This window comes from Peribacillus sp. NPDC096448 (genome assembly GCF_044762675.1).
In the GTDB taxonomy this organism is placed as follows: Bacteria; Bacillota; Bacilli; order Bacillales; family DSM-1321; genus Peribacillus; species Peribacillus frigoritolerans_B.
Genome location: NZ_JBIWEU010000021.1, coordinates 17,572 through 43,338, shown reverse-complemented (window position 1 = coordinate 43,338; position 25,767 = coordinate 17,572). Strand labels below are relative to the sequence as shown.

The window sequence follows — 25,767 nt, the reverse complement described above, 5'->3', positions numbered from 1 at the left end:
TGCTTACATTATAACAGGGTTGCTGTGGCTGCCCTTTTTCTTACGGAACTAACGAGAGGCAGGATAGTTGAATAAGGAAGCAAGTGATTTAATGTTGTTTTATACATAAATGTCTCTTTAACACAGAAAAAGTTTTACTCTCGTTTATGATATAATTTTGATTGAAGAATATCTAATTATACTATGACTAATAGATTGGTTGTTGAAGATGAAAAGGAAGAAAAAGAAGAAAAACGAATCAAATACAATTAATATGACATTTGGAAAGAATTCTTATGTTAAGGACAATGAAACAGATTTTATATTTGCGTGGTTACATCCTATTATTTCGTGTAGGTTATGTATCAAGTATTTTATAAAATGGATGACGTCTGTGGATTCTTCTTTAGCACCTAATGTTCATCGTTACTACATTTTATTCTTTACATTGATATTGAGGTCATTTTTGTGGATTTATATGGGAATGGGGATTGGGGTAATCTCAAATGATGAGTCAGATGGTATGAGGTTAGTGACAGAGATTCCAATGACTATCGGAATGTCATTTTTATCTATATTTGTACTGTTGTTGGTTATACGGATTGTCATTTCTTTCTTTGAACTGATCAGACTATTTAAAAAAGATAACTTATTTTTATATGGTTTGGGAGTTACAGTTGTATATGGATTTATTGGCATGGTCATGTTGGGAAGTGCAATGTGATAGTTTTATACCATGTCATTCTTCAGGTTACGGGTGCGTTAGCTGAAGATCGGAGCTGTCTTTACGGGCAGCTTTTTCTTATGGAACCATCGGGGCAGGATAGTTCCTTGATCATCATGAGCTTGGAGCATGATTTTCACCTTATTTCTAAGGCAACTGATAAACACCAGTTCTATAAAAGAACAAAAAGGTCTCTAATCTAAACTTTTAGAGATTTTTTTAATGCAAAAACACAACTTTTATTTAGATATTACGTCTAAGTATTGAACATTCAAGAAAAGGAGGGGTGGAGACTTGTCGGAGTATAGAAAATTAGAAATTGCAGATTGGTATGACCAACATAGTAAATCCATTTTAAGCTTTATTTTATTGATGGTTAAGGATTATCAACAAGCAGAGGATTTGACCCACGATACCTTTGTAAAAGCGTACTTATATCATAATTCATTTAAACAGCATTCCAGTGAAAGAACATGGCTATTCAGTATCGCTCACAACTTAACGGTCGATTTTTTAAGAAAACGGAAACCCAGCAGGTTCTTTAAAGAAGTATTTCTTTTGCAAAAGGACAATACCTCATTGCCTGAAGAAATGATTCGAATAAAAGAGGAATCATCTGAACTATATAAAGCGTTAGGGGAAATGAAAGATACATATCGAAAGGTGATCGTTTTAAGAAAAATCAAAGGTTTTTCCATTGAGGATACAGCAAAGATATTGAGTTGGTCTGAGAGTAAAGTTAAATCAACTCTTTTTAGAGCTATTCCAGCATTAAAAAACCAACTAATAAAGGAGGGGTATTTGGATGAAAAAACAATATGAAGATACTGATTTAGATAGCTCCTTAAAGAAGTTAAATGCCGATCTATTGTGGAAAACAAAACAAAAACAAGAACTGAAAAACCGAATCATTACTGATATTGAAAAGTTGGAATCCCAAAAGAGAAATAAGAATCCCCTCCTATCAACTCGTATCAAAAAAGTAAGTTTGATCAGGAAATTAACATACTCTGGAATCGCGTTGATCATAGTATTGGGTTTATTTATTGGCTCTACATTTGTCTCTCCAGCAATGGCAGAGATGGTCTCAAAGATTCCATTCTTAAACTCATTTATAAATGAAAAATCGGTTGGTACTATTATTAATGAAGAATTAACAGAGAAGGGTTACAAATTTAGTGGTCCGAGTATTACGTATCACAATAAGACAATAACTATAACTGTTGATGGTTCAAATCAATATTATAAAAGTGTTAAAGGTGAAATTGAAGGTATTGTGAAGGAAATTTTACTATCAAACAATTTTGATGCTTATAAAGTTAAAATAGAAAAATACGTGGATGTACCTTATAGTGAAGAAGAAAAGAAACACATTGAAGATCTAGAAAAACAGATTAAGAAGGACAGAGAACTATCAATGGCTCTTGATAAAGTGTATAAAAAGTATAATATCTTACAATTAACTAAAGAGCCCTTAAAGAATACAGTAGTAATAGATATAGCAGAAACTGAGACAAGATCAGATGAAATGAAAAAAGAAGTTAATAATATACTGCAGAAAACAAAAAAGGAAAAATACCTTGTTAAAATTAATAATATAGACATGGAAAAAGCAGATCAAGACAAGAGATGGAGTATAATTCTAGATTCTATTACTGAAGAATTAATCGGTAAAAAGGATTACAAAATTACTTTGACTGGATATTCTATTAACCCTGAACCAAGAATAGATATATGGGTTTCTATAAAAAGTTCGGATTCTGGTTCAAGGGAACATGGCGAACAGATAGAGAAGGTTCTTAAAGAATATTTGAACTCTAAAGAAATGCAAAAAATGGTTAAAAATGATTCCTACAAAATTAATGTATACGGTAAAGACAAAAAGAAAGTAAATTAAACTAGAATAAATTTATACTGGGGTTGCTACGGCAGCCTTTTTATTATTGAACAAAAGGGGCAGTTTAGTTGCATAAGGATAATGGTTTTTTGTGGTAAAATTAATAGGAAAAGGATAATAAGGGGGATGATTATGGAAGGGTTGGAAATATACGATTTTTTAAGATTAGTTTTTATTATTTTTATAATTAGTTTAATTGTTATTTTATTAATTCAAAAGAAACGAAGCAACCTCGTTAATGGATTCACAGTTAGTATTACTTCAATAATTTCAATAATTGTTTCTGGTATTAATCTTATTATTATAGGATACATAGCTGATGAATTAAATTTAGGAGGAGATGTTATTTCCTCATATTTGTTTCTTATAATTTTAGGGTTAAGCATATTTAATTTGTTTATTTACTTTAAAAATAAAAACAGTATTATTAGTGATTAATAAATAAATTTTGTTCTTAAAGGAGTTGTTAGGGCAACTCCTTTAACGGGTGCGTAAGCTGAAGATTGGAGCTGTCTTAAGGCAGTTTTTCTTCTTTAACTAACAGGTGTTATTGTTTAATGAAAAATCTACTAATCTAGTATAATAGTTTTTCTTTTGTCTATACTGTCTATTAATATGGTATAGATTGGAGAGAAACAGGTAAGATCTTAACTGATGTATGGGGTTTATATAAGGCAGATAAGCAAATCCAATTTATCGAGAATAACGGGATAGTATATCCATTAGTTCTTGCTTGGCTGTTTCTACACTTTCTTTTTGGAAATGTTTGTATTGCACTCGGATCTTGGATTCATCCATTCCTGCTGCACTTTCCAAAAACCCAGAAAGTCCTCTTGCTTTTCTATCCACTTCGATGAATAAATCTACGGATTGAGCGTCCGCGACGAATCCGATTTCAACCTCATCAAGGCTTCTTTGGAATGGACCGCCCTTTGGCTTGTATTCGAATTCCTGAAAGACACCCGTTTTGCTACGTTTGAAGGGTACATTTTTCACTTTGTTCAAGTAAAACCCTAGTGATTCGATTGCTTTTAGGAAGCTACTGACTGTTTCATTTTCAAATACGTTTATATAATCGTTATCTTTAGGGTCCAATGCGAACGTCACATCCATTTCCGTCTTCATCCACACAGACACGTCCCCTATCGTGATTGGCGTTTCGTACGGAAGTTGCAAGGAAAACGGAATCACCTTTTCTTCGCCTTTTTCAATGACGAATGCATCCGAAACCTTTATTTTGTAAAGGGTAACATCATCTAAATACTTACGGTCATCCTGTTCCCTCAAAACCTGTGTCATCACATGGATGTACAGCCCATTGATTTCCTGTTGGGTGTTTCCGCCAAGGATAAACACGTTCCCTTTTACCGTTTCTCCTTGTTTGTATGAATCTTTTTCTAATTTTGTATCCACTTTCGCCGCACCGATTCCGATGCTTGCTTTCATTTTATCAAAAAATGACATGTACATAATTCCCCCTTTGTAAGTCTATAAATAGCATAGCATAATAGGTTCATGAGCGCCTCTAGAAGTGGTTCAAAGTTTAAAGGGTCATGAAAAAAGTGAAACCACAAAAATTTATGTATATCTAACACACGTATAGGCGTTTGTATTAGAGTTCCCCCGCATGACTTAAGTGGCTATCTTAAAGCTTGGAAAGAATGGAGAGTGTATCTTCCTTCTATGTAAATAGGGATTCTTAATGAACTAAAAGGTGCATTGAGAAGTATGGAAACTAATCACCCCTCCTTATAAAAGAAACATTCAATCGAATAGTTAAGAGCATGTTTCTTTTAGTCAGGACATGCTCTTTCTATTTGCTCATTTACCAAGGTGTTTTGTTTTTATCAATCGTTATTTCAGAGATACAGAACAATAGTTGTTTCTTACTAAAATTCGAAACTATTTACTAAAAAACTATTTTGTGTGATTAAAATTGTAAACTTTTCTTAAAGGTATACGTCTAGTAGGCAGGAGGACGATGATGGATGACATAAATAAGAATAGCGAGCTTAATTCAGAGCTTAATATCGTATATAGATACTTGCGGAAATTGGGTATTTCACAAGCCGATGCAGAGGATGTTGTTCAGGAAACGGCTTATAAGTATCTGCTTTATTACGATACGATTCAGACTTCCAAGATAAGGAGTTGGCTGATACGTGTATCATTAAATTTTCATTATGATCAGTGCCGGAAGCAACGGCGGTACGACCTCAATTTAAATGAAGGACTTTTAGAGACGGATAAAAGGGAGCTTCCAGAGGTCGTTTTTCTTGAAAAAGAAAGGAATAAAGAGGTTGGATATGCACTATCAAAGGTAAAGCCGCACTTTCAAGAACTTTTGTTATTAAAGTATCAATCAGGCTTATCGTATGAAGAGATATCCAAGTTATTAGAGAAACCTATCAGTTCTATTAAGACGAATTTATTCAGAGCCAGGAAACAATTGGCGAAGATGTATAAGGAGGCAAACCATGAGCGATAATCACGAATCAAAAAAAGAGGAAGAAATCGACTTTATCAGCACACCTTCCTTGCAAAAGGCCCTCAAAAATACGAAAAGGAAGCAGACGATCAAGTATGTTTTTATTGCTGTACTTACAACTACCATCCTGTTGACCATACTTTTCACAGGCAGTCGATATATCCTAAATAAACGGCTAGAGAATCAGAGTAGTAGTATATATGAGATGATTCATGGGGCAAATATATCATTTGGGGATAGCAGCCGTAATTACAATTTATTTAGTGTAACAAAAGAAACGACATATCGTAAAAGCATTGGTGACCGTTCAATAGTATGGGATAAAAAGACCGAGAAAATTCCATTGTTCGGTAGGATAGACACCATTGAACGAGGAAGTGGGATGGTAGAAGTCAATATTTTTAACGAAAAAGAGAAACGAACGGTCCGTTATAATGACTTCAATAATGAAAGGAAAATCGATTTTTATTATCCAGGTTTGTCCTATGACTTTTTACCGGATGAACTTGATACTGCCGTTGGTTTGGACAAAAATATATTAATCGAGGTCGCCTTTTCCTTTGATAAGCCAATGACTTTAGCAGAGTTGGGTAAGCAGCTTGGCTATGAAAATGTCAATTGGCTATGGGTCGATACAACAACTGTCGCCCAAATGGACAGAATGACAAAGGAGCTGGATTCTGATAGGTTAAAAACTAAGGGCGGTGGCGGTGCCTTTGGATTCGAAGTCATTCAAGAAGTTCCTTTTTTTGATGAAAGCGGGCATGGATTCATACAGACTTTGGAACAACTGAGTAAAACAGACAGCCATAAAAGCTCTATTAAAGAAGCTCTGAAGGGAATCAAGGAAAACACCCAATCTTCAAAAGGGGAAATCCGTTTTAACGGGGCCGTTGTGACTGGTACGGCAGAGGAGCTTAGACGTTTCCAAAAACTAGATTTCATTCGTGCCTCCGTCATTGGTGCTACGATAGATAAATATTGAAAGCCGTGTAAAGAATAACAAAGGGTTGCTGCGACAACCTTTATGGAACTAAGGGTGCCAAATTTCTTAAAGAACCATAATAGGATTTTTATTCTTTTAAAGGTTTTAATAAAGTTGAATTGAATAATTAATAAGGGTAAATCAAATAAAGTTGAGGTGTAATTTTGCAGATACATGGTGAGTACGAAGAGATAAAAAGATAACAGATCAAAGGGCAGGGAAAGCTCCTTTCGCCATATTGTTTGCAGCATAATAAAATGGTCTTCTCCACATGGAGAGGGCTTATTTTTGTTATATCATACTTTTGTTTTATATCTCCTTGTCGTTATTATAGTCATTATTTCTTATTTATTTAATTTTGAAGAAACCTATTTAGTAGGAAAGGATGGGAAAGTTGCTATATAATGTAAGGGGTAATAAAATTATTTATAATTGACGGGAGAAAGATAATGAATGCAACAATGTTTTTTTTATTAAGTTCTTTGGATGTTCAACGTGGTGGATTAACGAAGGCATCGTTAGCTCAGGCCAATACATTTGCAGATATGGGCTATGATACTCATATACTCACATTTAATTTTGATACGAGGTACGAAAGAATACGAGAAAAATTAATAGAGCTTGGACAACTAAACGAAAAAGTTAAAGTTTTAAATCTCTATGAAGAGCTTTGTGGAAGTGAAGAAGATTTAACGATTACACAAGTTACACCCGAGACAGGATATTTAGATCCGCATGTTGGACATAATGCTTTTAGGGTTTATGAAAATGGACTTTACACTAAATATAAAAAATTTCACGAAGATGGGTCTTTAGATTTCATTGATTATTTTAATGAACAAAGATATCGAATCAAAAAAGAAGTGTATGATGAGTATGGCTTGATAAGAAAAGTTTCTTTTATGGATTTTGCTTCCAATAAACCACGACAAATGAATTTTTACAATAGCAGCTCTCAAGCTTATTTATCAAAATGGGTAAATCCCGAAAACGGCAAGGCCATTCGAGTAAATTGGTTTGAAGAAAATGGAGATATTAAGGCTATTTATAGCAATGATGATCAACTAAAATTAGATTGGATCGAACGAGTAATAAAAGACGTAGACAACCCAGTATTAGTTGCAGATGCTCGAAAAACTGACTTATTAATGATAAATGTAAAGAATAAGAAGGCGGCGAAAATCTGGCGGTTACACAGTAGTCACCTTACGGCACCATGGGAAGCTGATTCTGACATCGCTTCAACTGTCCAAACAGGAATTAATCAATTAGATAATATTGATGCTGCTTTAGTTCTTACAGAACAACAAAAGACAGATATTGAAAATAGATTTGGGAAAAGAACGAATTTGCATGTTATTCCTCATGCGTCGAGGACAAATTTAAAAACTGGATGGTTTGGCCGCTCTGGTTTAATTAAAGATGAAAGGCTAGCGGTAGTTATTAGTAGGTACTCAGCCATTAAAAATATAGATCATATTATTAAGGCATTTGAACTCGTTGTAAAGAAAGTCCCGGATGCGAAGTTAGAGTTTTGGGGAGATGGTTCGGAAAAAGAGAAGTTACAAAAAATTATTAATAATGCTAAACTTACAGATCACATAAAATTGAATGGATACACCCAGGAACCATCTAAAATGTATCAAAGTGCTCTTTTCAGTATCTTAGCTTCAAAAACGGAAGGGTTTTCTCTTTCTGTATTGGAGAGCATGTCTAATGCTACAGCTGTAGTGAGTTATGATATTAGATATGGCCCTAATGAATTAATTGACAATGGAGAAAATGGAGTTTTAATTCAAAAAAATAATATAGATATGCTAGCAGAAGCGATGATTTCAATGTTCAATCATCCGAATACAACCATAAAGATGGGTAAGGCTGCTCTAAAAAAGGTAGAAAGAAAATTCAACCAAGAAGTTTATGCAAATTCTTGGGAACATGTTGTTAGAGTAGCAATTGAAAATCGTCAATTGAAAAATAAAGACATACCATTAGCCAATAAGGAATATACCAATTCGCAGCCAAATTAAAGAAGCGGATGAATAGGTTCAAATGGCTTGAACTATTTAAAATGATAAAGAAGCGATAAAGGTAAAGAACTTTGTAACCTATGCTTATTTAAAAGCAGCAGATTTTAAAGAATGGGATCCAATATTTTTAAAGGAGATTGAGGTATGACGGAAATCTGGGAATCAAGTTTTATAGAAAATCAAATGATGTGGGGATTTGAACCTTCAGACTCCGCAATCTTGACAAAGGACTTTTTCCTTGAAAAGGAAGTTAAGGATATATTGATTCCTGGTATTGGATATGGAAGAAATGCAAAGGTTTTTACTGACAACGGAATAAATGTAACAGGTATCGAGATTTCAAAAACAGCGATTGAATTGGCAAGGCAAAATGGGCTTAATCTTAATATTTTTCATGGTTCAGTAACCGATATGCCTTTTGATAATAAACTTTATGATAGTATATTTTGTTATGCCCTTATTCACTTATTGAATAATCATGAGAGAGATAAGTTTATTAAAGCTTGCTATAATCAGTTAAAGCCAAACGGATATATGATTTTTACTACTATTTCAAAAGAAGCCCCAATGTTTGGTAAGGGCAAACAACTGGGTAAAGACTATTTCGAAATAATGGAAGGGGTAAAAATGTTTTTTTATGATTCTGACTCGGTTAAACAAGAATTTGGAAATTATGGACTGATAGAATTTTCGGAAGTTGTTGAGCCGCATAAGAATATGGAAAGTAAACCTCCATTTAAATTTATAATGGTAAAGTGTCAAAAAGGACTATAATGACAATTGCAAAATAGTTATTGATAAGGTAAGACCTTCAAGTGCTTACGCATTCTTAAAAGGGGAATTAAGCGAGTCATAGCACTCACCTTAAAAAGTAACGGGCAGTTTAGTTGCATCAGAATGGATTCCAGAAGATCGCCATTAGTGGCGATCTTTTTCTTTTGAAAGCACGCTGCGACCAAATTAATAGTAATAATATTTTATGAATTAGAAAAAACTAGTGTTAGGGAAGGAGGGATTGCGAATGTCTGTGAAAAAGTGGGTAACAGGATTGGTCGTTGTGCTTGCAACGGTTGTAGTTGTGACAACTCTAGGCTCACTCGGCGTATCTGCCGAATCCCGTGTTGTAACTCAGCCTACGGTGAAATCGATTGAGGTCGAATTGAACGATGATTTCTTTAATCCGGAAGTCATCACTATTCCGAAAGGGACAGCCACAACGTTGATATTGAAAAACAAAGGTAAGAGAGAGCACACCTTCACGGTGGAAAAGCTCGGAATTGACGCAGAGGTCCAGCCAGGTAAAGAAAAAACCATTACCGTGCAACCGAAACAGCCCGGTACATATGAACTGATATGTCGGTACCATTTCCAGGAAGGAATGGTTGGGAAAGTAATAGTCGAATAAAAGGCAGGGCCAATAAGGCCTTGTTTTTTTTTAGCAAAGGGAAAATTATTTTTCAATACAGGATACTGATGTTTGGATAATTAATAATTGTTCCGCCTCTAATGATTGGTAAATATAATGTATAGTAACGTATAAACCATTTAGAATGAGGTGGAAAGGTGTTTTTTTTAAAACCTATTTCTGATGAGGTTCGTTTATCCCAAATAATATTCAATAAACATAAAAAAACGATGAAGCTCATTTTAGTGTCTATTTTTGGTTGCATTGCTGCTATTCTACAGGCTGCTGCTGGCTTTTTACCAGGTATAGGATATTTGATAAGCCCGCTAGCCACAGCACCTATTCTGTTGTGTTCCATGTTTTCCATTCCATATGGAGTGATGACCTACTTTTTGACAATTATGTTGTTATTCATCCTACAGCCATCTGAACTAATTGTATTTCCTTTTACAACAGGATTGTTAGGACTTGGCATAGGGGCATCTTTTTCCTTTTTTAGGAAGAGATTAATTATTATCGCTACTGGTGCAATTCTTTTAATGTCAGGAGTTATGAGTCTACTATTTATTTTTCACTTTCCGGTTTTAGGTCCAGCCGTGTCTGTTTCCTTTTCATTTCTTATAACTGGCTTTTTATTTGCTTTCATTTATAGCTGGTTATGGGTTGATATTGCTTTAATCATTTTTAAAAGGGTAAAAATGATTTTAATTTCGATTCATTAAATCCAAATTTTCAGGATTGAGTAGAATTTTATAGTTATGATTCAACAATTTCAAAAACGGTACCTTGGTTAAAATCAGTCACTTTCATAGAGCCATAAACCCCTAAATATAGTCTGGTTTGATCCAGATTCGTTCCCAAATTAACATAATAAGCTGATTGAGACCCAAAATCATATTCGGTTTGTATCACACTAAAATCATTTTGTCCGCCATTTGGTCTTACGGTTGTATAAGCTAAAGCCCCTCTAACCTGAGGTTGAGATTCTTTCCGGGCAAGATCGGTAAACACAACGCTTCCTGTTAACGCAGGGATTCTTTTCCCCATATAGGCTTGCACTCCTGTGATTGCAGTTCCTCCAAACTTATCGGGTCTGGTATCTTCATGAAAATAACTGGTTAAAGGCTGAAGACGACTCCCTGAAAGTGCTGCTGCTTCATTGTAATAAGCAGTTGTTTTCTCATTCAAAGTCGGATTTTCAGTGCACTTTCTTATAATCGAAGCAGGAAAAGCACCTTCCCAACCTCGCCATCCAAAGTTAATGAATCCTTCTTTGTCAGGTTCAGAATTCATGAAAGAAGCTTGAATAAGCTGAGTAACCGGTATTGGTTTATATTGAACGAATGAAAAAATCGACTCGACCAAACGCTGGCCGACATTTCCCGCATATTTAATATACTGATTATAAAATCTTTGAAATGAAATGCCTGGTATATTGCGAACCCCTTTGGCCATTACCATGAGCGTTTCCTGAATGGGTGTTGGAAGTTCATTAAAACGTGTGACAATGGGTGGATTATTGATGTATGGATTCTTACCTACATCAATTTCAATTATTTTACCAGCGATTTCTAGATCGTCCTGGCTTAAGTTAAATGGATCATAGCCTGATCCGCCATCTCCTGTTGTTAAAACAAGCTTTCCTGTTTCAGGTGAAAAGTTTAAACTATTGAACCCATTATGATTTGCAAATGGTCTTCTTAAGTTAAGCAATGTCCGTCGTTTTTGGGGCTGACCATTCGATTGTAAAATCCATTCTTCAATTGTATCAATATGATCATATTGAGTTTCTCTATTCATCCACCTTAGGTTTAAAGTTTTGGGATCACACGGGTTAGGCTTAAAGGATTCAGAAAGAGCGCCTGGTCCTTGTGTTCCAGCTACTGAATAATGAATATAAAACAGACCGTTATAATAAAATTCAGGATGAAACGCTAGCCCCAGCAATCCCCGTTCATCATATCCGCCACCAGAAACACCTAGTTTTAGGATTCGCGGGCGAATATCTAAAAAAGTCCTTATATCTCCGTTTCCTATGTAAAAGATCTCTCCTACCTGGGTTGCAATAAATAATCTTTCAATTGAGTCACCTGGAAGTATAGTTGTTTTCAAAACAGTAGGTAAATTAATCTTACTTACAATGGGCCGTAAACCAACCTTAACTTTTATCAACTGACTTTGCCCCCCTTTCTTATTGTTTTCTTTAATAAGAATATGATTGGAACTGTCCATTAGTACCAAATTAGGACGGGGGAAACTGATAAGGCAATGCACCACTTTCCGCACGAGAATAATTAACGGGGAGGTTTAAGATGAAAAACTATAAAACCAATACATAAATCACCTGTATATTATTGAAAATAAAATAGTGGCTGTTATTCTTATGATGGAGCCTGATGATGGAAATAATAAATCAATATATGTATTTGTGGCTTCCGTCCGTTCTGGAATGGGTGCGATTGACAAGCAACCATACAGTTGCTTATACTTGTTGACATGCAACTATTGAGTTGCTTATAATTGATGTATGTTGGATAAAGACGCTATATTCAAAGCACTCGGCGATTCGACTCGGCGGCTGATATTAGACGAGCTATCTGAACGCAACGAACTGACGTTGTATGAACTTACGGTACGTCTCATTACGAAGCACGACCTTGCCATTTCGCGACAGGCGATCGCTAAACATCTATCTGCATTGGAAGATGCAGGACTCGTAAAATCAAAACGAAAGGGAAAATATCGAGTACTAATGTTCAACAACGAACCACTTAAAAACTTGCTGAAAGGATGGATAGAGTAATTTTATAAAATCGGAAGAGGACTTCTGACGAATGTGTGGGTTTTTCGGCTTGGAGCCAGATTGTTTGCAGACCACCAACGTGGTAAATACCAAAGGAGGCAAAGGATTATGAAAATCATTGTTACCAGTTTATTCGTACAAGACCAAGACAAGGCACTGGAATTTTATTCAGAAAAGCTAGGGTTTGTAAAAAAGCATGATGTTCCCATGGGGAAATTCAGGTGGATTACGCTTGTTTCTCCCGATGACCATGACGGTACCGAGCTTTTACTCGAACCGAATGAACATCCTGCCGCAAAGGAGTATCAAAAGAAGATAGTAGCCGAAGGCATCCCAGCAACAATGTTTGGCGTTGCAGATATTCATGAAGAGTACAAACGATTATTGGAAAACGGCGTGAAGTTTACGATGGAGCCGACCAAAATGGGCGAAAGCACAATAGCTGTCTTCGACGATACATGCGGCAACCTTATTCAGATAGTGCAGCAGTAACTTTATTGTTATGTTTTTAGTTGCGGTGAAGTGTTTTTACAATTAAATACTTTAAGTCAACCCTGTCCCAATTTTAGGACAGGGTTATATATTTTTTGATTTTCCTTGGTCAAGTCTTGAATGAATTAGGTCATCCCTTTAACCTCCAGACATTATAGCAGGCAGAAACTAATATGCTGTCAATGGAGGTGGTTTAATGGGCGGGATTTCAATTAGTTTATGCATGATTGCTTGTCCATCCCCCCTATGATAAGTAGTCTGGCTGTATCCCGTTACGCGTAGTGCTTGTGTTATTTGAGAAGAATAAGAAATAGTGATGCTTTATGCCTTATAGAACTATCGGGGCAGGATAGTTGAAGAAAGTAATCTCTGTAAGTTGATTTTAGTCTGGGGATATTTGATAATAATTGGTGTATAAATTCGTTTACAAAAGGATGACTGTCATGAAAAAAGCAGAGGAAATAGCCTCCTAAATCAAATAAAACATATTAGGAGGCATTGCATATGAAATTCAATATAATTGATCGTGAAAATTGGTTTCGAAAAGAGTACTTTGAACACTATTTACAACAACAAACAACATTCAGTATAACGAATGAAATTAATATTACTGTTCTTATGAAAAACTTAAAGAAGAAGAATTATAAGTTATATCCTGCGTTTATTTTTATGGTTACAAAAATAGTTAATTCCCGTCGAGAATTCAGAACCAGTTTTAACCAAGAAGGGGATTTAGGTTATTGGTCAGAAATTTTGCCTTCTTATACAATTTTCGATAAGAAGACATGCACATTTTCTAGCATCTGGTCACCAAATATAAGTAGGTTTTCTGAATTCCATTCCCAGTATGAAGAAGATGTAGAAGAATACAATGGTACGGGTAGTTTATTCCCAAAGACTCCTATACCAGATAATAATATTCCGATATCCATGATCCCTTGGAGTTCTTTTACAGCATTTAATTTAAATATTAATAATGGTGGAGATTTTCTCTTACCCATCATAACTGGGGGGGAATATTCACAAATAAAAGATGAATGGTTCTTGCCTGTTTCGTTACAAATTCATCATGCAGTTTGTGATGGTTATCATGCAAGTGTTTTTATGAATGACTTACAAAGGTTTGCTGATGATAGTGCAGACTGGCTCTAGATGTTCATTGGGAAAATATCTAAAAGGGAACTGTGAAAACAGTTCCTTTTTTATAGAATTAAAACCAAAGTTTGTGTAAAGGGTGCGTTAGTTCAATAAGAAGATGTTTTTGGATATGGTATTATATGGATATAAGAATGGCTTACATAATTTAAAGGGAGATGATTTAATGTCACTTAATATTTTGATACCAATTATTATAATGGGTCTCATAATTCTTTGCGGCTTTGGAATTTTCAAGATTGCCAAAATCATAAAAAGGTGAGGCTGACCGGCCGCTTTTACTTATGGAACTAAAAGGGCAGGATAGTTCGATAAAATAAATTTGAAAATGTTTTTTTCTTGGACTAGAAATTGTAATTAAGCGATAAAATAAAAAAATCCCTACAATTAAGTAGGGAATGAATTTTAACTGGTGAGTTGTGTTAATTAGAATATGGCTTCACGCATTTTATGTGTTTCTTTTTTTTATATTTCGGGCATATAGCCTTTTAGTTATGGATATATTTTTCCCGATTACTGTTCGTGTTACAGATTCTGATCAAGAATCTTTCCTTGTACTTTTATTCAGAATCATAAGCTACTTCTTTATATTTTCCAATGCTCTATAAGCATTTGCTTCTCCTGAACCAAATAAAGCATCTTGTCCTTTCTTTCCATAGTCAAGGGTTGTTTGCTTAATGCGTGCTGTCACTTGGGCAGGTTTATACTCCGGATGAGCTGCCTTAATAACTCCTGCAATTCCAGCAACTTGAGGAGTGGCCATGGAAGTACCAGCACCAAACTCATATGAAGCACCTAAATAGGTAGGCCAAGTACTTAGGATCAAGTTACTTGGATCAGCCGCCGCAGGATCATTGGTTTCTGCATATTCAGGCCCGAAATCTCCTCCGGGAGCCGCTACGTCAATAGCACTGTTTCCATAATTAGAGTAGAAAGCAAGCTGCTGAGTTGACCATTTTGTGGAGGCAGACACATTAATGACTCCTGGCATTTGTGCTGGTACTACAGTTGCAGGCCCTTTCACGCTCATTCCATATGGTTCATACAATTTATTTAAAAATTCGTTAACTTCCTTCTTGTCATCTAAATTTAAACTTTCATTCCCGCTGCCGGCTACAACAGTTACCCCATTCTTTACTGCATATTGAATGGCTCTCTTCCAAAGTAACGTTTCAGCGATTGATTTATAACTTTCTCCCTCAATTGTCATTTTGGTATTATTATAGAAACGTAGAGACATATTAATAACATCTACCTTGTCATTTGTTGCTTCAATGATTGCATCTATAATCCAAGTTGGTAATCCAAGGGCTTGCTCTGAGTAAAAAGCGCGATAGGATCTGATTCCTAAATCTGGCCCTACACCCTTTACTTTACCATTTGCTCCAATGATCCCGGCAACGTGAGTACCGTGCCCATTGCGATCTTTTATATCAGTAGGATCACCTGTTTCAGATTCATCCATTCCAGCAGGAACAAGATTACGTCCACCTATTATATTATTCTTTAAGTCAGGATGAGACTCATCAATTCCGGTATCAATCACTCCCACCACTGCTTTATGAGTAATACTGCCATCTTTATTTTTATATCCGCCTGTTTCTAAATCATATGATTTCCCATTGTTGGTCACCCTTTGAATATCCCATTGGGAGCCCCAATAACTCTCTGAATTTTGCTGGCTGATGATACTAGACTTATAGTTATAAGGGCTGACTGCCGTTTTGTCTAAGGTTAGGGGAATTTCTCTGTTAGCAGCTTCTATTGAAGCATTGCCTTTTAGGTTTGTAAGAAAAGAAGGCTCGTCAGATTGAGCTTCTATTCCTCCAACTTCTGGAAGAACTTTGGTTACTTTACCACCGGCTTTCCGAATTACCTCTTGATAATTCTCCGGTAATCCAATTTTAAAAGCTATTGCGTAAGTGTCATTCATCTCCTGAATTTGGCTCTTAGCTTGGGCAGGAACACCACCAACGGACAGTATCCCTGCTCCTACTGCAATCGAAAGTACCGTATGTAGAATTTTCTTTTTCATATGTCTCCTCCTATATAATGGAAAATTTCATCATATACTATCTTAATATACAACAACTGAAATTCCAAGTATTCCTAATAAATCTCATATTATTGAAATTAGCAGCTCTTTTACTTTATGAAACTATCGGGGCGGCTTAGTTTAAGAAGGGAATTGTTTTTTTGTCTAGAAATATGTCTATTGGGAACTGTTGAAAGGTGCAGTATCAATCAATATATGAGGAGGGTTCAAATGGATAAAAGAGTTCAATTTGACTTTGAAATAAAGTTTACTAATGGCGGTGGGCTTCAAGGGCAGGAATTCCGCCTTGATATTGATGGGGATGACATCACTGACCAAGAGTTAGCCAAGTGTATTGTAGAGGATATGAGGTTACTAATGGTTGGAGAAGTTAAAATATTTAATAAAAAGATCATCAATGAAAAACATAAACGAAACCCTGTTGATGAGAACTCCGGAAAGTAACTGACTTCTTCAGCTAACAAGTACGTTAGCTGAAGATCGGAGCTGCCTATAAGGCAGCTTTTTTCTTTTGCAATTAAAGGGGCAGGGTAGTTCATAAAGCATTGTTTGTTCCAATTGTGGAGTCTACAATGTTTAAAATAATTGTGGTTCCATATTATAATATTTCTTTAAAATATCATTAATCATCTGTACGTATCCATCTTCATTCTGAGCTTCCATCGAAAATACCTCACTGCAGTTATTCTTTCTTAGCTTAAATCCTGTATAAGTAATATCAATATTATCCTCCAGGGTAGTTCCATCAATATTATCCTCCAGAGTAGTTCCGCCTGTTCCAAATGTACTTACACACTTATGATCTATAGGTGTTCGATGTCCTTTATCATTAACATAGAAGTATTTGTCTGTTACTGTACCGTAATCCAAGTCCTTGGTCCGGGTCGCATAATAGCCTTTTTCATTGATTTTATGCACCTCATAGCCATCTTCTTTCTCAACTTCAGGAGCTCCTTTAACATTGTAAAATACAAAAACATCTCCTTCATATCCTTCAGGTATTAGATATATATCATTTGTCTGACTTTCTTCACTTAGCGCTGACGAAATGATTATTCCTAATCCAATTGCAACCCCTAAACTAACAATCACCTTAACCCATTTTGGTAAACGCCTATTCTTGCGTAACGATGAATAGACTACAAAAGAACCTACACTGAGTATAATCAACACAGGAGTAAAATAAATCACACCGTAAATAAAACTTTCAACTATTGTAGGATAATATACATCTGGTTCTCTATCTAAATATGGAGTATAGGCCATTATTGATCCAATAATAGAGATAATGAAGGATAAAATCACTGCTGCTGCTATCACTTTTAATAAATTCACAACTAAATCATCTTCTCCTAAGAACATGTAATAAAAACAACTTTATTTTATCAAACTAAAATGTGGAAGAATACCCCTTACTGAAAGAGGAATCCATTTAGAATCCTCCTATTGATTTATTCTATTTTTCATAAGCACAGTTTGTACTAACTCAATAATACGATTTATAAAACTTACAGGTGCTTTACTTCACTGACTGCCATGAGCTGATCCTAACAGCTCACTAATGCACGGGCAAGATCGTTCATTAAGAGTAATTACTTTTTGGGAATAATTGTTATAATTAAGTTTCATATTCGTTAGGAAGGTTGTTGTTCAAGGTGGAGTATATTTATGAAATCTAAAAAGACAGTATTAATTATAGCTTTGGGGATTATTTGTATAGCTATCTTTATAAATCTATTAAAGAAAGATTTATGGGATGTAAACGAAGTGTTGTTAAAAGAAGAAGTGTTATCAATTGGACATTCCGCTGAAACAATAAATTTATTAGAAGTAACACCGTTTGACTGGGATGTGGTATATTCCTTTCCACCATATACCCCGAAAGATCATATATATGAAACGGTAGGTTATAAGTGGGATACTATTAGCGAAACTGTAAATGAAGGAATGAATCAAATTGTATTTTTAAAAGATGGAAAAGTGGTCTGCTATTTATATGGTTATCCTGAGAATAATGGATATGGCATATCTTTTGAATTAGAGAATAATAAAGATGTTGGTTATATGCTTAATAGTAAGGATGATTTAAATTTTCAAGTAGAGCGAAGAAACGGTATTGTTTATTTGAGAAGCTAAGCAAGGATAGGTTTTCTTCAAAAAGTGAGGTTGCTGCGGCAACCTTTTTTCTTACGGAACAAACGAACGATGTATAAAAACATACATATACATAAAACGAAAGACATCCCCCCTTGAGGCCCTTAAGGGGTTTTTAGAATGCATTGAATCTGCCTTTTCCCTAATGGAAATTTTATTTGAAGTTTCCTCTGCTTTTGGCACTGTAGGCCTTTCGCTTGGCATTACACCGGAATTGAGTACTGCCGGGAAGGCCGTAATCATGTCTTTAATGTTTATAGGGAAAATCGGGATGTTTACCTTCTTATTCAGTATGGGGGGCAAACCATTAAAACATGCGTATCACTATCCAAAAGAGCGCATCATTATAGGATAAAAAATTTACTACTGCAAAGGTTGTGGTCTATTTCTTGGTCGAAGAAAAATTCAAGCTGAGGCGCATTGTACCCAATAATGTACATTGCTTTTATTTTCCGCTAAAATAAAAGGTATAATGAATGCTTATATAGTTTATTGATGATAAAAAATAATGAGGTAGGAAAAAAATGATTGCAAAAACAGAAGATGATTTTAATGGTTTGAAGGAAATTGGCAAAATTATTGCCACCATTAGAGATGAATTGGTACAAAGAACAATTCCTGGCATAACGACCAAAGAACTTGATGATATAGCCGGGGAACTTTTAGAAAAAGCGGGTGCAGTTTCAGCTCCAAAAGGGGAATATGATTTTCCTGGCTTTACTTGCATTAGCCTTAATGAAGAAGTGGCACATGGCATTCCGGGTCATCGGGTTATTCGTGAAGGGGATCTAGTAAATATAGATGTATCTGCTTCGAAGAACGGTTATTTCGCAGATACGGGAATCTCATTTGTAGTAGGAGAAGGAGAAGAAGTATTAGCGAAATTATGCGACGTTGCCAAAAAGGCATTTGAAGCAGGTCTTAAGAAAGCAAAACCCGGTTCCAAAAAAAGTAGAATCGGAAAAGCAGTGTTCGAAACAGCGAGACAGCATGGATTCACGGTTATCAAAAACCTTACTGGACATGGTGTTGGACGTAGAATACACGAAGCACCTGACCATATTTGTAATTATTATGATCCATGGGATAATGATATATTAAAGGAAGGGATGGTTATCGCATTCGAACCATTTATCTCAACCTTTGAAGAAGAAGTATTCCAAAAAGAAGACGGTTGGACCTATGCTACAGAAAAAAGCTATGTAGCTCAATTGGAACATACGATCATCCTAACTAAAAACGGTCCGATTATTGTCACGCTTTAATTCGCGGAAAAGGACTTGTAATATAAGTAGTTGGAAACTTAAATGAAGTGAATTATAAACATCTAAAAAAAGAATGATTCGATTGGTGTATTTCACATCAACCCACTTAAATAAGGGAGTTGCTTTTGCAGCTCTTTTTCTTATGGAGCTATAGGGGCTTAGACAAAGTCTCTTTGGACTGTTTCCCTAACAGATAATTTTTTCACCTTGTAATCGTTATTCCATATAATGAAAGTAGATAGGACAACTCTCTCCTGTCCTATTTATTCCAATCCGGTTATTTTGAAGTAACTATTCTTTAGAGAATAGTTACTTTTTTTAGTTACAAAGAATCTTCACCAAATAAGTCAAATGACAAAGGTTTACCTGGCAATTCCTTTTTTCGTAATGAAACAGGAACTATTAAAAAAACTGGATTTTGAAGTTATGCACTAAAGTAATGGTTGTTTTAGTAGTTGCAAGGACATCCCCTTTCTTATGGCATGAAGATCGGTGCCCTAAAAAGGTATTGTCCTTTTTACATAGAATATTTTAAGAATGGTTTGTAATTAAAGGGGGACATATATGGAAATTTGTTTAATTGGTGGTGGAAATCACACGAATAATGAATTAGGTGAAGTGTTCCTGGAACTTTCAAAAATGATTAAATCTGAAGCTAAGATTTTAATAATTCCTTTTGCAACCGACAATTCCAGGTATGAAAGTTGGATGGCAAGTATCAAACAAGCCTTTTCAATCATGGGGAATGTAAGTATTGAATTATTAAATGAAGACCTTTCAGGCAAAGAAATGAAAAAGACTATAATAGAACATGATATTCTTTATTTTATTGGTGGAAAGCCAGAAAGGTTAATCCATGTAATTGAAGAAAAAGGACTTACCCCAATCATCAAAAACTTTCAAGGTTTAATCATTGGATATAGTGCGGGCTCATTAGCTTTCTGCAATGATTGCATAATAACAAAAGATAAAGACTATCCAGAAACGGTAGTGATCAAGGGCTTAGGATTAGTCGGGTTTAGCGTTGAGGTCCATTACGAGGATAATGTAGATGGAGAATTAATTCCCCTATCAAATGAAAGAAAGATATATGCAATACCAAATGGAAGTGCAATTTTCTCCAAGAACGGGGAACTATTTAAAGGTATAAATGATATCTATTCCTTTAAAAATATGAAAAAGGAAATAGTGAATTCCAAAGTCTTATAGAGCTGGCAGGCGCTTTATCCCAATAAGCTGCGGCAGCTTTTTTCTTATGCAGGTGCAAGGTCGTCGGTCGCTAAGGATAGAGAAAAGGAGATTGCAATGAAAATAAATTTAATGATCTTCATAACATCAGTAAAAGAACAAGAAAAGAATAGATTAATGATGAAAACATTTGAATCTCATATTCGTCCTGTTAACGGGGATATAATCGATGATCCTGGGTTCGATCCAGGATTTCATAATGGATATGAAGTTGCAAAGGTTACCATAAAATATGCTTCGAATGAATGTTTAGTATCACTGCACCCGCTTGCGATCGAAATTGAGGAAATCAGGATGGAAACCTATATAGGGAAACTGGAAGCACACGGTTGGCGTGCTGTCTCAAAAGAAGAATTGAAAAGCATGTAAAAATGACGTAAGGAGTATGTAAATGGAAAAATACTCAACAACCACTTTATAGATGATTAGAAATTTTGATGTAATGGCTGAAAGGGTATTTGATGCATGGTTGAACCCTGAGATGATGAGAAAATGGTTTTTTACATTGGAGGGACAAATAAAGTGGCACAAAATGATCCTCAAGTGGGAGGGGATTGGGAAATTATTGATCATCGCGATGGAAAAGATTATCGGGCGATAGGGGAGTACCTTGAAATGGACCTCCCAATAAATTAGTGTTCACTTTTAAAATGCCGCAATTCAGTGAAGCAGTAGATACAATTACAGTTGAGCTGAAAGAACTTCAAAAGGGCTGTGAAATGACATTTTCACAAAGAATCATCGTTCCTCATGAAGAAAATTGGACGGAATCCGATATCGAAAAAGCTCTTGGAGAGTATCACGATGGATCTGAATATGGCTGGAATTTAATGTTTATGGGACTGAAGGAAATGGTTGAAACTGGACAAGTTAGCTATAAAGGCTAATGGTCGTTATCCGTAGTTTGTAGACAAAAGGGAGTGCGGATGGTCTCATCCCGAACCCTGATTATAAAAACGTTGATTGGAACGCAGGGCACTCGCTTATGGATGAAACTCTAAATGGATGGAAGAAATTTGCGACACTCCTGCCGGATAACTGGCTAGCCGAGACCCCCCAGACGCTTTGCTTTGATGCGGCTTGGCAGACAGTCGGCAGCGGATTTCTGAAATCAGTCGCAACGTTTTTCCAAAACTGTAGAAACTCAATTACCGAGTTTTTCTAAGTCTGGGGCTAATAGTCGAATGATAAGCTCTCCAAATTAACTGGAGGGCTTTTCGGAATGTATTTATATATATTGACAATTCCCTTTGGATTGGTAATATTTACTGTATTATTACATATGTGATTATTAATATAAGGCGGTTAAATTATGGATGGGAAAATCATTTACGACGAGTTTAATAAACTGATAGAAAGTGGGCAATATCGCAAATTGGTCATTTTATTATGACTAACTTTATGTACATATTTTGTTTATTAGTATGGGGACTTAATTTTATTGCCGTTAAGATTCAAGGTACACCTGTGAGTTTAGAATTATCTTTAACATATCGTTTAGGTTTGACGGCGATCCTATTCTTCATTTTATTGTGCATTCTTAGACCTAAAGGAAAACCAAAGAAAAAGGATATTCCATTTATTATTGTGTTTGGAATTTGTAATTTTGCTTTAAGCTATTTATGCCTTTATTACGCCACTATCTTAAGTTCAGCGGCAATGGTTACTTTAATATTTTCATTGAAAGTCATTTTAACGCCCATTGCCCTTCGTATTTTTTTGAAGGAACCATTACATTCACGTATCTTAATTGGTGGGATGATTGGAGTGCTGGCTGTTTGTATTGTTATTTATCCGAGTTTAAATAGTATTCATGGATTCAATGATATAAAGGGTATCATGATGGCTGTCCTTGGTACGATCCTTACTGCATTGGGCGATGCAAGCTCCGCCAGAAATGCCAGGAAGAAAGTGAACCCAATCTATGCGAATGTGCTTGGATTTGCAGCAGGAGGAATTCTTTTAGCGGCAATTGTGTTCATTCAAGGACAAGCAGTCACTTTACCGACATCCATTACATATTTATCTGCTTTGTTCTATTTAACTATATTCGCTTCCTTTGGAGCTTGGCTATTCTACCTCAAGCTTGTAGAGAAAATAGGTGGGGCGAAAAGTGGATACATGGTTGCCCTTTTTCCTGCAATTGGAGGTATAGCTTCAGTGATGATTGGTGAATCAGATCCAACCATTTTCTTGGGAGCTGGTTGTCTTTTCAGTTGTTTAGGTGCGGCTATTGCATTAGGTTTTGGCATCAATATTGGTAAAAGTAATTTGAAAGAAGAAATATAATTCGATTTAAGAGAGGGATGGGACAATGGAAAGTAAATGGCCAAATGAAATGAAAGTAGCGCAAATCCGGGTTGCACGTCCTACTGATCAACTAAAAAAGGTAGTAAACTTCTATTGTGAAGGATTAGGTTTGAAAAAAATCGGTTCTTTCGAAGGGCACGATGGATATGACGGCATCATGATCGGGCTTCCTGATTCCAGCTATCATTTAGAGTTTACTCAACATAAAGATGGCAGTCCTTGTCCTGCCCCATCAAAAGATAATCTGCTTGTCTTTTATATTCCTGAACGTAAAACCATTGAGGAAATCACGAATAGGTTGAAAGGTATGGGCTATGAACCAGCTTCTCCGGAAAATCCCTATTGGGAAAAATCCGGTGTTACGATTGAAGATCCGGATGGTTGGAGAATTGTATTGATGAATTCGCCCGGCATAGGAAATTAAATTTCAAAATGAAAACGACCGAAAAGCACGATGCTTTTCGGTCGTTTCGGTTTTATGAGGACATCGTGATCCCGCCGTTGATGTGAATGCACTGTCCTGTTATATAAGCACCTTCATCAGATGCTAGCAGCACATAGGCGCCTGCATGATCGGCCGGCTGCCCAGGGCGGCCGAGCGGGGGTACTGCCTGTATGCTTTATATAAGGATAACCAGGTTGTATCCTTGGCCGGATTAAGCTGGAGAGTTAACTTTTATAATAAACGTCATGTATTCATTTATGACCTTGTAACAGATTCTGCACACCGATCATTTGGATATGGAGAGAAGTTATTAAGCCATATACATAACTGGGCAAAAGAAAACGGAGCTGCATATGTTGCATTGGAATCAGGAATCCAGCGAAACGAAGCCCACCGTTTCTATGAAGAGAAATTAGATTATGATAAATGGTGCTACTCATTTAGAAAAACGCTGTGAGTGGAAATAGCGATGTAAAAGAGCTGAGCATTCAGCTTTTTTTTGTGCCCATGATGGAGTGAATGTAAGACACATTGACCACTATGTGTATCGGATTAAAAACATTTTTAGTAAGAATAGATCAATTTAAAATAAATTCACGAGTAAAAGCGTGAAACTCACGAGTGAATTGCTGAAATTCACGAGTGAATCGGCTAAATTCACGAGTAAAAGCGTGAAATTCACGAGTAAAAGCGTGAAATTCACGAGTAAAAGCGTGAAATTCACGAGTAAATTGCTAAAACTCACGAGTAAAAGCGTGAAATTTACGAGTAAACGCCGATTCACGAATAAATCGCTAAAACTCACGAGTAAAAGCGTGAAATTCACGAGTAAATCGCTGAAGCTCACGAGTAAACGCCGATTCCCGAGTAAAAGCGTGAAACTCACGAGTAAATTGCTAAAACTCACGAGTAAATCGGCTAAATTCACGAGTAAACGCCGATTCACGAGTAAAAGCGTGAAATTTACGAGTAAACGCCGATTCCCGAGTATATGCCCCATTGAAAAATGACGATGGTTCCAAGGGGCACAATGTATAACTTTCCACGTTGAAGTTAGCTAGATAGTTATTTAAGCTTCAGGGTGCTGGGGCGGCCTTTTTTCATAATGACGTCAGGTTGAAGTGTTGGTAGTTTTTGTTTTTATAACGGGGGGCGTGTTTCTATATTTTGGTTTGTTTCGATACAATTGGCTGTATAAAGGTGTAAAGGAGATTGAAGTAACAATGATTTTCCTTTCATAAGCAGTTATTGGTTTTGGCGGATAATCTGTTTATTCATCATTTTTACGACTGTAAATTCATTCTTTCACTGAAAAACCCAAATTTTTGTAATGATTTATTTAGCCTTGGACATACTTAATTAAGATATCAAAAAGTAACATTTAATTAAGGAGGAAACCCAATGGCTAACGAAAATATACAAATGAAAATGGAACATGTTTGGCAGGATACATGTGGATCATGGGAAAATTGTACGGAAACTACAATTCAGTCATTTTTGGCAAAATCTCAAGAAAGCAATATCGACCCGCAATATTGCATGAGCTGGGTGGAACAACATAAAGCCCAAATACCTGAATGGGATGCCGTTTCAAAAGTATCGCTTGACTGGGTTAATCAACATACCTCAACGGGTTCACCCATTTCAATCAAGGATGATTATTAAAAAGTTAAACTTTTTCTGCTTATGAATGGTTCGGGACTCTACTATGTATAAGAGGTGAAGATAGTTGTCAAATAATGAGGAACAAAACGGTAAATCAAATCGTCGGGATCCAGATTACAGTGTTAATGAGTGGGATGAAATGAATGGTGAAGATAAATTTGTACAATCAGCCATCCAAGAGGAATTCAATAATCCAGTAATCGAAGAAACGATCTTGAAGTTCAATAGAATAGCGAATGAAGAGGAAAAGGAAACTTGATTTTTGGACACGCCCTATAGGGCGTTTTTTTTTTGATGTATGAGAAAGTAGGTGCTTTCGTTGGATACCTCATTTACCCGGATGCCGCTTTATAAGCCTTGTTCAAAATCATATCATTCTCCATAAATGGACTTTTTTAGATGTGTGTCATCTTTTGAATAAATCACAATACCGGTGTGTAAATTTGTGCCTGAAAAACGGTTGATGCTGTCCTTGGATTAATCAGGTCCACATCTATTTTAAGGATATCTGCCAGTTCCTGGGCGAGTAAAATAACTCATATGTAATATGTGATGAATCTTGACTGTAGAACGCCACATTTATGTCACTATCCCTATGTGTAGTGTTCTTTGCGTAAGAACCAAACACGATGATAAAGGAAGGAGCTTCAGGAGGGAGCAAAGTCC

General features: G+C 35.9%; 30 protein-coding genes and 3 pseudogenes. 27 read left to right on the top strand and 6 right to left on the bottom strand.

Annotated features, from left to right (window positions below; translation table 11 throughout):
- Positions 1-208 precede the first annotated feature (208 nt).
- The 5 genes from ACIQ0C_RS23695 to ACIQ0C_RS23675 all read left to right on the top strand — a co-directional run bounded on the left by ACIQ0C_RS23695 (position 209) and on the right by ACIQ0C_RS23675 (position 3,038).
- The gene (locus ACIQ0C_RS23695; protein ID WP_403064539.1) at positions 209-703 is read left to right on the top strand and encodes a hypothetical protein; all 495 of its coding nucleotides are present in this window, start codon (positions 209-211) and stop codon (positions 701-703) included.
- On the top strand, positions 700-906 hold the full coding sequence (locus ACIQ0C_RS23690) for a hypothetical protein (RefSeq protein ID WP_403064536.1): 207 nt from the start codon (positions 700-702) through the stop codon (positions 904-906). Before ACIQ0C_RS23695 ends, ACIQ0C_RS23690 begins: the two co-directional genes overlap by 4 nt.
- Positions 907-997: 91 nt before the next feature.
- Positions 998-1,525 (top strand): RNA polymerase sigma factor, encoded by a 528-nt coding sequence (locus tag ACIQ0C_RS23685; RefSeq protein WP_403064533.1) that lies wholly within the window; start codon positions 998-1,000, stop codon positions 1,523-1,525.
- A complete protein-coding gene (locus ACIQ0C_RS23680) occupies positions 1,509-2,600 on the top strand; it encodes a DUF4030 domain-containing protein (RefSeq protein ID WP_403064530.1) in 1,092 nt (363 codons plus the stop codon). The genes ACIQ0C_RS23685 and ACIQ0C_RS23680 overlap by 17 nt, the downstream gene beginning before the upstream one ends.
- Positions 2,601-2,732: 132 nt before the next feature.
- Positions 2,733-3,038: a hypothetical protein gene (locus tag ACIQ0C_RS23675; RefSeq protein ID WP_403064527.1), complete on the top strand. Its 306-nt coding sequence runs from the start codon at positions 2,733-2,735 to the stop codon at positions 3,036-3,038.
- A gap of 255 nt (positions 3,039-3,293) precedes the next feature.
- Here ACIQ0C_RS23675 and ACIQ0C_RS23670 read toward each other — a convergent pair whose 3' ends face one another.
- Entirely contained in the window at positions 3,294-4,064 is a 771-nt protein-coding gene (locus tag ACIQ0C_RS23670; protein WP_289321367.1) for a sporulation protein, read from the bottom strand.
- 520 nt (positions 4,065-4,584) lie between these two features.
- Here ACIQ0C_RS23670 and ACIQ0C_RS23665 point away from each other — a divergent pair.
- From ACIQ0C_RS23665 to ACIQ0C_RS23640, 6 genes are all read left to right on the top strand, one after another.
- The gene (locus ACIQ0C_RS23665) at positions 4,585-5,088 is read left to right on the top strand and encodes an RNA polymerase sigma factor (protein ID WP_403064523.1); all 504 of its coding nucleotides are present in this window, start codon (positions 4,585-4,587) and stop codon (positions 5,086-5,088) included.
- A complete protein-coding gene (locus tag ACIQ0C_RS23660; RefSeq protein WP_403064521.1) occupies positions 5,078-6,073 on the top strand; it encodes an anti sigma factor C-terminal domain-containing protein in 996 nt (331 codons plus the stop codon). Before ACIQ0C_RS23665 ends, ACIQ0C_RS23660 begins: the two co-directional genes overlap by 11 nt.
- 449 nt (positions 6,074-6,522) lie before the next feature.
- Positions 6,523-8,103 carry a glycosyltransferase gene (locus ACIQ0C_RS23655; RefSeq protein WP_403064518.1) on the top strand — a complete coding sequence of 527 codons (1,581 nt, stop codon included), beginning with the start codon at positions 6,523-6,525 and terminating at the stop codon, positions 8,101-8,103.
- A 144-nt stretch (positions 8,104-8,247) separates the two neighbouring features.
- Entirely contained in the window at positions 8,248-8,877 is a 630-nt protein-coding gene (locus ACIQ0C_RS23650) for a class I SAM-dependent methyltransferase (protein WP_403064515.1), read from the top strand.
- Positions 8,878-9,124: 247 nt separating this feature from the next.
- Positions 9,125-9,508 (top strand): cupredoxin domain-containing protein, encoded by a 384-nt coding sequence (locus tag ACIQ0C_RS23645; RefSeq protein ID WP_403064512.1) that lies wholly within the window; start codon positions 9,125-9,127, stop codon positions 9,506-9,508.
- 158 nt (positions 9,509-9,666) lie between these two features.
- A complete protein-coding gene (locus ACIQ0C_RS23640) occupies positions 9,667-10,230 on the top strand; it encodes a hypothetical protein (protein WP_402843638.1) in 564 nt (187 codons plus the stop codon).
- Positions 10,231-10,264: 34 nt separating this feature from the next.
- Here the strand turns inward: ACIQ0C_RS23640 and ACIQ0C_RS23635 are convergent, their stop codons facing one another.
- On the bottom strand, positions 10,265-11,680 hold the full coding sequence (locus ACIQ0C_RS23635) for a PQQ-dependent sugar dehydrogenase (protein WP_403064509.1): 1,416 nt from the start codon (positions 11,678-11,680) through the stop codon (positions 10,265-10,267).
- A gap of 355 nt (positions 11,681-12,035) precedes the next feature.
- Here ACIQ0C_RS23635 and ACIQ0C_RS23630 point away from each other — a divergent pair, with 355 nt between their 5' ends.
- From ACIQ0C_RS23630 to catA, 3 genes are all read left to right on the top strand, one after another.
- Positions 12,036-12,311, top strand: a complete 276-nt coding sequence (locus ACIQ0C_RS23630; RefSeq protein ID WP_402843632.1) for an ArsR/SmtB family transcription factor — start codon at positions 12,036-12,038, stop codon at positions 12,309-12,311.
- Between the two features lie 108 nt (positions 12,312-12,419).
- Positions 12,420-12,803, top strand: coding sequence for a VOC family protein (locus tag ACIQ0C_RS23625; RefSeq protein WP_402843629.1), 384 nt, complete (start codon positions 12,420-12,422; stop codon positions 12,801-12,803).
- Between the two features lie 504 nt (positions 12,804-13,307).
- Positions 13,308-13,955, top strand: a complete 648-nt coding sequence (gene catA / locus ACIQ0C_RS23620; protein ID WP_403064506.1) for a type A chloramphenicol O-acetyltransferase — start codon at positions 13,308-13,310, stop codon at positions 13,953-13,955.
- A 580-nt stretch (positions 13,956-14,535) separates the two neighbouring features.
- On the opposite strand, the gene ACIQ0C_RS23615 is transcribed toward catA, so the two are convergent.
- Positions 14,536-15,993 (bottom strand): S8 family serine peptidase, encoded by a 1,458-nt coding sequence (locus ACIQ0C_RS23615; protein WP_403064503.1) that lies wholly within the window; start codon positions 15,991-15,993, stop codon positions 14,536-14,538.
- A gap of 231 nt (positions 15,994-16,224) precedes the next feature.
- Here ACIQ0C_RS23615 and ACIQ0C_RS23610 point away from each other — a divergent pair, with 231 nt between their 5' ends.
- A complete protein-coding gene (locus ACIQ0C_RS23610; protein WP_403064500.1) occupies positions 16,225-16,458 on the top strand; it encodes a cyclase in 234 nt (77 codons plus the stop codon).
- A 132-nt stretch (positions 16,459-16,590) separates the two neighbouring features.
- Here ACIQ0C_RS23610 and ACIQ0C_RS23605 read toward each other — a convergent pair whose 3' ends face one another.
- The gene (locus ACIQ0C_RS23605; RefSeq protein ID WP_403064497.1) at positions 16,591-17,349 is read right to left on the bottom strand and encodes a DUF6843 domain-containing protein; all 759 of its coding nucleotides are present in this window, start codon (positions 17,347-17,349) and stop codon (positions 16,591-16,593) included.
- A 333-nt stretch (positions 17,350-17,682) separates the two neighbouring features.
- On the opposite strand from ACIQ0C_RS23605, the gene ACIQ0C_RS23600 reads away from it, so the two are divergent.
- The 8 genes and pseudogenes from ACIQ0C_RS23600 (at position 17,683) to ACIQ0C_RS23565 (ending at position 23,415) form a co-directional block, all read left to right on the top strand.
- Positions 17,683-18,150, top strand: coding sequence for a hypothetical protein (locus tag ACIQ0C_RS23600; protein WP_403064494.1), 468 nt, complete (start codon positions 17,683-17,685; stop codon positions 18,148-18,150).
- Positions 18,151-18,301: 151 nt separating this feature from the next.
- A pseudogene (locus ACIQ0C_RS23595) lies at positions 18,302-18,523 on the top strand (potassium transporter TrkG); the annotation flags it as partial.
- A gap of 169 nt (positions 18,524-18,692) precedes the next feature.
- The gene (gene map, locus ACIQ0C_RS23590) at positions 18,693-19,433 is read left to right on the top strand and encodes a type I methionyl aminopeptidase (protein ID WP_403064491.1); all 741 of its coding nucleotides are present in this window, start codon (positions 18,693-18,695) and stop codon (positions 19,431-19,433) included.
- A gap of 564 nt (positions 19,434-19,997) precedes the next feature.
- Complete coding sequence (locus tag ACIQ0C_RS23585) at positions 19,998-20,642, top strand: Type 1 glutamine amidotransferase-like domain-containing protein (protein WP_403064488.1); 645 nt, start codon at positions 19,998-20,000, stop codon at positions 20,640-20,642.
- Positions 20,643-20,738: 96 nt separating this feature from the next.
- The gene (locus ACIQ0C_RS23580; protein ID WP_403064484.1) at positions 20,739-21,050 is read left to right on the top strand and encodes a hypothetical protein; all 312 of its coding nucleotides are present in this window, start codon (positions 20,739-20,741) and stop codon (positions 21,048-21,050) included.
- A gap of 52 nt (positions 21,051-21,102) precedes the next feature.
- Positions 21,103-21,568 (top strand): annotated as a pseudogene (locus ACIQ0C_RS23575) (SRPBCC family protein).
- 502 nt (positions 21,569-22,070) lie between these two features.
- Entirely contained in the window at positions 22,071-22,970 is a 900-nt protein-coding gene (locus tag ACIQ0C_RS23570; RefSeq protein WP_403064481.1) for a DMT family transporter, read from the top strand.
- 25 nt (positions 22,971-22,995) lie between these two features.
- Positions 22,996-23,415 (top strand): VOC family protein, encoded by a 420-nt coding sequence (locus ACIQ0C_RS23565; protein WP_402843594.1) that lies wholly within the window; start codon positions 22,996-22,998, stop codon positions 23,413-23,415.
- Between the two features lie 52 nt (positions 23,416-23,467).
- Here the strand turns inward: ACIQ0C_RS23565 and ACIQ0C_RS23560 are convergent.
- Positions 23,468-23,593 (bottom strand): annotated as a pseudogene (locus ACIQ0C_RS23560) (SDR family oxidoreductase); the annotation flags it as partial.
- Between ACIQ0C_RS23560 and ACIQ0C_RS23555 the strand changes: the two are divergent.
- The 4 genes from ACIQ0C_RS23555 (at position 23,561) to ACIQ0C_RS23540 (ending at position 25,360) form a co-directional block, all read left to right on the top strand.
- The gene (locus ACIQ0C_RS23555; RefSeq protein ID WP_403064478.1) at positions 23,561-23,893 is read left to right on the top strand and encodes a GNAT family N-acetyltransferase; all 333 of its coding nucleotides are present in this window, start codon (positions 23,561-23,563) and stop codon (positions 23,891-23,893) included. The pseudogene ACIQ0C_RS23560 and the gene ACIQ0C_RS23555 sit on opposite strands and share 33 nt — an antisense overlap.
- 151 nt (positions 23,894-24,044) lie before the next feature.
- Complete coding sequence (locus ACIQ0C_RS23550; RefSeq protein ID WP_403064475.1) at positions 24,045-24,446, top strand: hypothetical protein; 402 nt, start codon at positions 24,045-24,047, stop codon at positions 24,444-24,446.
- Positions 24,447-24,837: 391 nt separating this feature from the next.
- Positions 24,838-25,101: a hypothetical protein gene (locus ACIQ0C_RS23545; protein WP_403064472.1), complete on the top strand. Its 264-nt coding sequence runs from the start codon at positions 24,838-24,840 to the stop codon at positions 25,099-25,101.
- 64 nt (positions 25,102-25,165) lie between these two features.
- On the top strand, positions 25,166-25,360 hold the full coding sequence (locus tag ACIQ0C_RS23540; protein WP_402843588.1) for a hypothetical protein: 195 nt from the start codon (positions 25,166-25,168) through the stop codon (positions 25,358-25,360).
- A gap of 234 nt (positions 25,361-25,594) precedes the next feature.
- Here ACIQ0C_RS23540 and ACIQ0C_RS23535 read toward each other — a convergent pair whose 3' ends face one another.
- On the bottom strand, positions 25,595-25,729 hold the full coding sequence (locus tag ACIQ0C_RS23535; RefSeq protein WP_402843586.1) for a nucleotidyltransferase domain-containing protein: 135 nt from the start codon (positions 25,727-25,729) through the stop codon (positions 25,595-25,597).
- Positions 25,730-25,767: the final 38 nt, after the last annotated feature.